The organism is Campylobacter sp. (genome assembly GCF_017646085.1).
Taxonomy (GTDB): Bacteria; Campylobacterota; Campylobacteria; order Campylobacterales; family Campylobacteraceae; genus Campylobacter.
This window is the reverse complement of sequence record NZ_JAGCNF010000004.1, coordinates 1-8,228: the sequence shown is the minus strand read 5'-3', so window position 1 is coordinate 8,228 and position 8,228 is coordinate 1. Positions and strand designations below refer to the sequence as shown.

The following is an 8,228-nucleotide window of genomic DNA, read 5'->3' as shown; positions in this document are numbered from 1 at the left end:
TTTACTAAAGATGTAGAGAGTGAGTATCTAAGTGCTAGCATATATGCTATGACAAGCCATTTTGAAGGGTTTGGAATGGTTCTTATAGAGGCTCAGTCTTATGCATTACCAACTATATCATTTGATATTGCAACCGGTTCAAGCGATATAATAGAAGATGAAAAAAGTGGATATCTAATAGAAGATAATAATCTTAATGAATATGCTCATAAACTAAAAACTCTAATGAGCGATGAGGATCTAAGAGCTAAAATGGGAGCAAAAAGCAAAGAGATAGTTAAAAGTAAATTTAGCAAAGAAGTTGTAATGAAACAGTGGATGGGGTTGTTTGAGAGGTTGAAAAAATAACCTAGAGTTAGCAACTCTTCTACTAGTGATATATTATACTAAAAGTTGATTTATAATAATAAGAAAACAAACTACGCAAAAACTTGAATTTATAAAAATTTAAATCTCAAATTTAGTAAATTTTATTAGCATATTAGCTTTTTTAAGATAAAATATCGGCATTTGCATAACCAAAAAACGAGGAAAATAATGGACGAAAATAAGAAAAAAAGCCTTGATTTAGCCCTTAAGCAGATTGATAAAGCCTTTGGTAAAGGTACTGTTCTTAGGCTTGGCGATAAAGAAATTGAGCCAATTGATGCTATTGGAACTGGATCAATCGGGCTTGATATTGCGCTTGGCATAGGCGGTATTCCACGTGGTAGAATTATCGAAATTTATGGCCCTGAAAGTAGCGGTAAGACAACTCTGACTCTTCATCTAATTGCTGAATGTCAAAAAAATGGTGGAGTGTGCGCCTTTGTCGATGCAGAACACGCATTAGATGTCAAATATGCTAAAAATCTAGGCATAGATACGGATAATCTCTATATCTCTCAGCCAGATTTTGGTGAACAAGCGCTTGATATTGTTGAGACTCTAGCTAGAAGTGGCGCCGTAGATCTAATCATAGTAGATAGTGTCGCAGCTCTAACACCAAAAAGCGAAATAGAAGGCGATATGGGAGATCAGCATGTAGGACTTCAAGCAAGACTAATGAGTCAAGCCCTAAGAAAACTTACTGGTGTCGTCCATAAAATGGGAACCACAGTTGTCTTTATCAACCAAATTCGTATGAAAATCGGTGCTATGGGATATGGTACTCCAGAGACTACAACAGGTGGTAATGCACTTAAATTCTACGCTTCAGTCCGCTTAGATGTAAGAAAAGTCGCCACATTAAAACAAAGCGAAGAGCCAATTGGAAATAGAGTTAAGGTTAAAGTGGTTAAAAATAAGGTCGCTCCACCATTTAGAGTGACTGAATTTGATATAATGTTTGGCGAAGGAATTAGTAAAGAGGGTGAAATTATAGATTATGGTGTAAAACTTGATATAATCGATAAAAGCGGCGCCTGGTTTAGCTATGAAAGCACAAAACTAGGTCAAGGTAGAGAGAATGCAAAAGCGTTTTTAAAAGAGAATTTAAATGTAGCTGATGAGATAACAGCTAAAATCCGTGAAAATATGGGTGATAACATGATAAGTAGCGGTGATGATGAAAATGAAAGCGAGGAAGAGTAATGCCAGTAATTAAAGATGTAAGAGCAATTGAAGTTTTAGATAGTCGTGGAAATCCAACAATCAAAGCATTTGTAACACTATGTGATGGTAGCACCGGTTCAGCAATCGTCCCAAGCGGTGCAAGTACAGGCAAAAGAGAGGCTTTAGAACTTAGAGATGGCGGTGATGCATTTGGTGGCAAAGGCGTTTTAAAGGCTATTAAAAATGTAAATTCAATGATAGCTGAAGAACTTTGCGGTAAAGATGCTTTAAATCAAAAAGCAATTGATGATGCATTAATCGCTTTAGATGGTACTGAAAATTTCAGCAAAATCGGTGCAAATGCAGCTCTTGGCGTATCTATGGCAGTAGCTAGAGCAGCGGCAAATTCACGTAAACTTCCATTATATAGATATCTTGGTGGAGCAAATGCTACTATTTTACCAGTTCCGATGTTTAATATCATAAACGGTGGAGCGCATGCTAACAATAGCGTTGATTTTCAAGAATTTATGATTATGCCATTTGGTTTTGATAAATTTAGCGATGCTCTTCGTGCTGCAGCTGAAATCTATCAAACACTTAAAAAACTACTAAATGATGCTGGACATAGTACTGCAGTTGGCGATGAGGGCGGATTTGCTCCAAATTTAAAAGATAATGAAGAACCACTTGAACTAATTATGCAAGCTATTATAAAAGCTGGATATAAACCAAACGAACAGATCAAACTAGCTTTAGATGTTGCAGCGAGCGAACTTTATGATGGTAAGGTATATAAACTTGAAGGTAAAGAATTTACAAGTGAACAAATGGTAGAAAAATATGCCGCATTATGTGAAAAATATCCAATCTTCTCAATCGAAGATGGCCTAAGCGAAGATGACTGGGCTGGCTGGAAAATCCTAACTGATAAACTAGGTAGCAAAGTTCAACTAGTAGGCGATGATCTATTTGTAACAAATGAAAAAATACTAAAAGAAGGAATTCAAAAAGGTATCGCAAACGCTGTATTAATCAAACCAAACCAAATAGGTACAGTAAGCCAAACAATGCAAACTGTAAGACTAGCACAAAGAAATGGCTATCGCTGCATTATGAGCCATAGAAGTGGCGAAAGCGAAGATAGTTTTATCGCTGATTTTGCAGTAGCACTAAATACTGGCGAGATTAAAACTGGTGCAACTAGTAGAAGTGAAAGAAATGCTAAATACAATCGCTTACTAGAAATCGAGTGCGAAACTAGCGAATATCTAGGCGATAAAATTTGAACCCTATCCTAGCTGAGCTAGAGAGTAAAAAATCTAGCTCCATTAGAAAAATTATCGCATATTCACTGCTAATACTTGTTACTATACTATTTGCAGTATATGTGGGAAATGTATTCTTTGGAAGTCGCTCAGCTAGTGTTTTATATGATTTAAAAGAGCAAAAATCCGCCCTAAGTAACGAGGTAAAAAAATACCAAGAGTTAAATTCAGCTCTACAAAAAGAGTATTTCGAGCTAATCGGACTAGATCCAGATAGTTACAAGTGAGTAAAAAATGAAAAAGATTATTTTAATATCAAGCTGCGTTTTAGCACTCGTAGCTAGAGAAAATCCATTTACCCCAGATGATATTAATGTCACTACGCTAGATTCGACTAATATTAGTGAAAACCCACCAAAATTAAGTAGAGTTGTAGCTAAATTTCCAAGCGATGCTAGAGAGATTGTCACAGCAACATTTAGCTATAAATCAGTAGATGGTAGCATAAAACAAAAAAGTATTGATATTAATGCTAGTTTTGATTGGCACGATGATATAATTATCTTATCTCAGCCGCCAGTAAGTAGCGAGGCTACTCCATCTTTAGATGTCTCAGTAACTACCACAGATGAACAGACTAAACAAGCAGTAGCCAAACAAGCTACACCAAAACCGCTTAGTGTCCTACCAAAAATAGAACCACCGCTAAGAAGTATAGCATTTATGGATTTTATCAAATTTGATATATTTGCTTCTAAAATTGAAATAATCACAAAAGATCAGATGTTTAGAGATTTTATCATTAATAAACCTGATAAAATCGTTATGGATTTTAAAAGAGGTAGCGAGTTTTCAACTCAAAGTATAAAGGTTCAAAAAGGCCCACTAAAAAAAGCTACAATCGGAGCTCATAAAGATTATTATAGAGTAGTTTTATCTCTAGATGGCAACTATCATTACGCTATCCGACAAAGCGGCAATGGATATACGCTAACACTTAGATAATCTAGCCCCTTTGGGGCTTTTGAGTATTAACTAAACTCGCATCTAATTTGAGATTTAAATTCTTTAATTATAACTTACTCAAAGGAGCAGTATGGGGATTATCAATATAGAAAAATTTCTAGCTAAATATCTAAAAGGCGAAGCAGGCGAAGAGATAGTAATTAAATCTTTAATATCAATCTTGCAACATAGCAATGAAAACTACTACCTAATACCAAAAGCTAAATTTCAAAATGCCAATATAATTTATGAGATTGATATTTTACTTATTCACCCAATGCTTGGAATTTATATAATAGAGGTTAAAAACTGGAAATCTTTAGATAATATTGATGAGAATAACTCGCCATTTAATCAAGCTAGCAAATACAAAAATATAATCCTTTCTGTGCTTAATGAAAACTTTAATCATACACCAATTAATGTAGAGATGCGTGCGATTTTTCCAAATATAAGTAAAAGTGATGCTAGCAACTATTTTGATAAAAACAAATACTACGCAAATATGGATATAGTAAGCTTTTTTAAAGAGGATTTGCAAGACAAAAATTCATTTAAGCACTTTTTTAAATCAACTACAAGAGTTATCCCAAGTCATGATGATTTTATCAAACTCTCTGCGCTTTTAGTACCAACTAAAATAATTCAAAATAACGATGTTATACCAGTTATTACAAAAAATGAGATTTTGTTTTTTGATAATAAACAACTTAGCGCTTTAAATGGCTATAATGGTGATTTTCGTATAGTTCGTGGTGTAGCTGGAACTGGTAAAACTATAATATTAATAAATTTTGTTAATCAAATTTTAGGTAAAAATTTAGATAAAACTTTCTTGATTTTATGTTTTAACAAAAATTTAGAAAATGAGATAAAAAATAGTTTTGATACCCAAAATTCTAATATCAAAGTAATGTCTATTCTTAGCTTCTTGTGGAAGATTGGCTTTCCATTTTTTGAAGTTGGAATTCATAAAAATACTACAATAGATGAACAATACAAAATTTTTGAAAGCAACCAAGCATTAATTAAATTTAATGAATGCTTGATTAAATATCTACAAACTCAAAATATCGACTTTGTGCTATGTGATGAGACTCAAGATATGCCTAGTGGATTTATGCGTCTTTTATATGAACGGATTAAAAACTGCATATTTTTTATCGATGAAGCACAAAAATTTTATCCATTTACGATGAATAGTATCGCTGATATTTTTCACCATCCTAAATTTAAAAATAAAGTTTTTATGAAGGGTAAAATTGAAAATTTATATAATGTTTATCGTACTCCATCAAATATCGCAACTTGTGCTCTTGAGATTTTAAACAAAGATATAAATTTAAACAACTATTATAAAAATACTGCATTTTATCTAAAAAATGACCTCCTAAGCGATATAAATTGCATCTTACAAAGTGGCAACATAGATCTTATATGCAAAGATGAAATTTTTGAAATAATAAAAAATCTACCACTAAATGATGATAGTATTATCCTAGTTTATAATAAATTAAATTTAGAAGAGATTCAAAGTAAGCTAAATATGCTAAAGCGAACTGATATAAAAGTTATGACAATGCAGGGTATAAAAGGGCTTGAAGCACAAAATATAATCCTTTATAGATTTGTTAATTTTGCAAATATGATTTTTAATAATCAAAAAGAGCTTTTATATAAACAAATTTACACTCTTTTAACTAGAGCTAGAGAGAATTTATATATTGATATTACTAATGAACCACAATCAAAAGAGATTGCAGAAATTTTAGACATTATAAAATCTTATGCCAATCAATCTAAAGAGATAAAAAGCATAGAACAAAAACCAGATAATAAAGAATTTGAACTAAATTTAGCTAAAATTCGCCCAATTTTAGATGATGCTAAAGAGAATTTAAAATCTGCAGCTAGTGAGATATTCTTAGCAGTTTCTAGGTTATTTTCTAAATCATGAAGTACTTCTATTCATCATTTATTTTAACGATCTTAGGTCTAGTAGCAGCATATTTTTTGGGTGGATTTGTTGCTGTTTATATCTGCGTTTTATTAATTATTCTTGAAGTTAGCTTAAGCTTTGATAATGCTGTGGTAAATGCTAGAATTTTACGTCATATGTCTCAAGTATGGCAAAGGCGATTTATCATCTATGGTATACCGATTGCTGTCTTTGGAATGAGATTTTTATTTCCAATTCTTATTGTATCAATCGCTGCTGATATAGGGATGCTACAGACGCTAAATTTAGCACTAAATAATCCAGATGAGTATCATCACGCTCTACATAGTAATAAAAATCAAATTTATATCTTTGGTGGCGGATTTTTACTAATGGTATTTTTATCATTCTTTTTTGAAGAAAAAGAGACAAAATGGATTAGAGTTTTAGAGGATAATCATTTAATTAAAACCCTTGCAAAATCTCAAAATATAACCCTGTTTATTGCTATTTTAACTGGAATAATCCTAATTATGCTAACTCAAAATCCTACCTATGCTATCGCATATTTTAGTGCTATAGTGCTGCATTTAGGGCTAGGAATGTTTGATGAGATATTTAGTACAAGTGGAATTAAAAGCGGGTTAATGGGATTTTTATATCTTGAAGTTTTAGATGCTAGCTTTAGTTTTGATGGAGTTATTGGAGCATTTGCAATGAGTCAAGATATTTTTATTATTATGATTGGTCTTGGGATTGGAGCTATGTTTGTTAGAAGTCTTACTATCTATATGGTTAGGCAAAAGATACTTGAGAGTTTTATCTATCTTGAACATGGTGCACATTATGCGATTTTAGCTCTAGCAGTGATAATGTTTATTAAAATTTTTTACGAAGTTAGTGAGATTATAACCGGCACAGCTAGTATGTTATTTATAGCCTTAGCACTTATTCACTCAGTGCTAAAAAGGAGAAATATTGACTAAAATTTGTGGTGTTGATGAGGCTGGTAGAGGCGCTTTAGCTGGTGAATTGGTTGTGTGTGGTTGCGCTTTTAATAGTGATGTAAGCAGGCTAAATTTAACTGATTCTAAAAAGCTAACTCCTAAAAAGCGAGAACAAATATATGCAAATTTAATCCAAAAATGCGACTTTATAACCATATATTTTAATAATAAAATCATAGATGAAATTGGACTTAGTCAGTGTCTAAGACGAGCTTTAAGAGTAATTAAATTTCACTTTAGAGAACACCAAATAATCTATGATGGTAATTGTAATTATGGGATTAATGGGATTGAAACAATGATCAAAGCTGATGCTAAAATTCCGCAAGTTAGTGCTGCTAGTATAATTGCTAAAGTTAGCAGAGATTTACAAATGTGCCGCTTTGATAGCTTTTATCCTGATTTTGGCTACGCAAAACATAAAGGGTATGGAGTCAAAGCCCATATAGAAGCGCTACAAAAATATGGTCCAAATGAGCTAACTAGACAAAGCTTTAGACCAAAGGCGCTTGAAGCATCACTATTTGGGGATGAAATTTGAATATATTAGAAAATCTATATCAAAATCCACCAAAATCAAGGGAGTTTTTAGAGAGAAAAATCAGTGTAAATGGCTTTAAAATTCTAATAAAAGGAGCCAATGGCAGTGGCAAAAGCTCACTAATATTAAATCATCTAAATAAATTTGATAATTTTTTATATATAGACCTAGATGATGTAAGAAATTTTGGTATTGATTTTAATAACTTAAATGAATTTATAAAAGCTAAAAATATCAAAGCCTTAGCAATTGAGAATCTAAAATCCAAAATAGAACTACCTAATTGCGATAATATTATCATCTCTACTGATATAAATTCTTTACATATAGATGAGTTTGAAGAGTTTGAGATATTTGGGCTTGATTATGAGGAGTTTATACTATTTTACCGTAAAAATTATGAGGCTAGAACTCTTTTTAGTCACTTTTTAATTCGTGGAAATTTAGCTTTTAGTCCATTTATAAGCGAATTTGAAACTACTGCATTTTTGCAAAAACATATAAAAGCTTCAAAAGGAGATCTAAATAGTAAGATATTAGCAAATATCGCCAATTTTATACATCAACCGCTAAATTCATTTAAGATTTACAAAACTCTAAAAACTCATATGAAACTTAGCAAAGACAAACTTTATCAAAATATAACCGATTTAGAAGATCAAAATCTTATAAAAACTATTTCGCATATCAACGATAATATCGCTTTAAAACGGGTATATTTTAGCAATTTTGCTCTAAAATCAGCTCTAAGTCTACACAAAGACCCAAAAACAACAATAGCAAATATGGTATTTTGTGAACTTTTAAAGCTTAAAAAAGAGATAAAATATAGTAATCAGATTGATTTTATTATTCCTAATATTAATTATGGGATTTTGATTTTACCATTTTTGCCATCTGAACTTGCAATATTAAAAGCTAAAAAACTAAGCAAT

Annotated in this window: 9 protein-coding genes; all 9 read left to right on the top strand. The window is 31.8% G+C overall.

What is annotated here, in order from left to right; all coding sequences use genetic code 11:
• Positions 1-348: glycosyltransferase (locus J6V67_RS00295; protein WP_291857111.1), on the top strand; the 348-nt coding region annotated here is incomplete at its 5' end.
• Between the two features lie 189 nt (positions 349-537).
• A complete protein-coding gene (recA, locus tag J6V67_RS00290; protein WP_291857109.1) occupies positions 538-1,572 on the top strand; it encodes a recombinase RecA in 1,035 nt (344 codons plus the stop codon).
• Complete coding sequence (eno, locus tag J6V67_RS00285) at positions 1,572-2,822, top strand: phosphopyruvate hydratase (RefSeq protein WP_086301886.1); 1,251 nt, start codon at positions 1,572-1,574, stop codon at positions 2,820-2,822. The genes recA and eno overlap by 1 nt, the downstream gene beginning before the upstream one ends.
• Positions 2,819-3,088, top strand: a complete 270-nt coding sequence (locus J6V67_RS00280; protein ID WP_291857103.1) for a septum formation initiator — start codon at positions 2,819-2,821, stop codon at positions 3,086-3,088. The genes eno and J6V67_RS00280 overlap by 4 nt, the downstream gene beginning before the upstream one ends.
• Before the next feature lie 7 nt (positions 3,089-3,095).
• The gene (locus tag J6V67_RS00275) at positions 3,096-3,806 is read left to right on the top strand and encodes an AMIN domain-containing protein (protein WP_291857101.1); all 711 of its coding nucleotides are present in this window, start codon (positions 3,096-3,098) and stop codon (positions 3,804-3,806) included.
• 91 nt (positions 3,807-3,897) lie between these two features.
• Positions 3,898-5,763, top strand: coding sequence for a nuclease-related domain-containing DEAD/DEAH box helicase (locus J6V67_RS00270; RefSeq protein ID WP_291857099.1), 1,866 nt, complete (start codon positions 3,898-3,900; stop codon positions 5,761-5,763).
• A complete protein-coding gene (locus J6V67_RS00265; protein WP_291857097.1) occupies positions 5,760-6,731 on the top strand; it encodes a DUF475 domain-containing protein in 972 nt (323 codons plus the stop codon). The genes J6V67_RS00270 and J6V67_RS00265 overlap by 4 nt, the downstream gene beginning before the upstream one ends.
• Positions 6,724-7,293 (top strand): ribonuclease HII, encoded by a 570-nt coding sequence (locus J6V67_RS00260; protein ID WP_291857096.1) that lies wholly within the window; start codon positions 6,724-6,726, stop codon positions 7,291-7,293. The genes J6V67_RS00265 and J6V67_RS00260 overlap by 8 nt, the downstream gene beginning before the upstream one ends.
• Positions 7,290-8,228 (top strand): ATP-binding protein (locus J6V67_RS00255; RefSeq protein ID WP_291857094.1); only part of this gene is annotated, 939 nt, incomplete at its 3' end. The genes J6V67_RS00260 and J6V67_RS00255, both read left to right, overlap by 4 nt.

Excerpts from the sequence above, each read along its gene's own strand:
- recA (WP_291857109.1), top strand. The coding sequence starts at position 538 with ATGGACGAAAATAAGAAAAAAAGCCTTGATTTAGCCCTTAAGCAGATT.
- J6V67_RS00270 (WP_291857099.1), top strand. The coding sequence starts at position 3,898 with ATGGGGATTATCAATATAGAAAAATTTCTAGCTAAATATCTAAAAGGC.
- J6V67_RS00275 (WP_291857101.1), top strand. The coding sequence starts at position 3,096 with ATGAAAAAGATTATTTTAATATCAAGCTGCGTTTTAGCACTCGTAGCT.
- J6V67_RS00265 (WP_291857097.1), top strand. The coding sequence starts at position 5,760 with ATGAAGTACTTCTATTCATCATTTATTTTAACGATCTTAGGTCTAGTA.
- eno (WP_086301886.1), top strand. The coding sequence starts at position 1,572 with ATGCCAGTAATTAAAGATGTAAGAGCAATTGAAGTTTTAGATAGTCGT.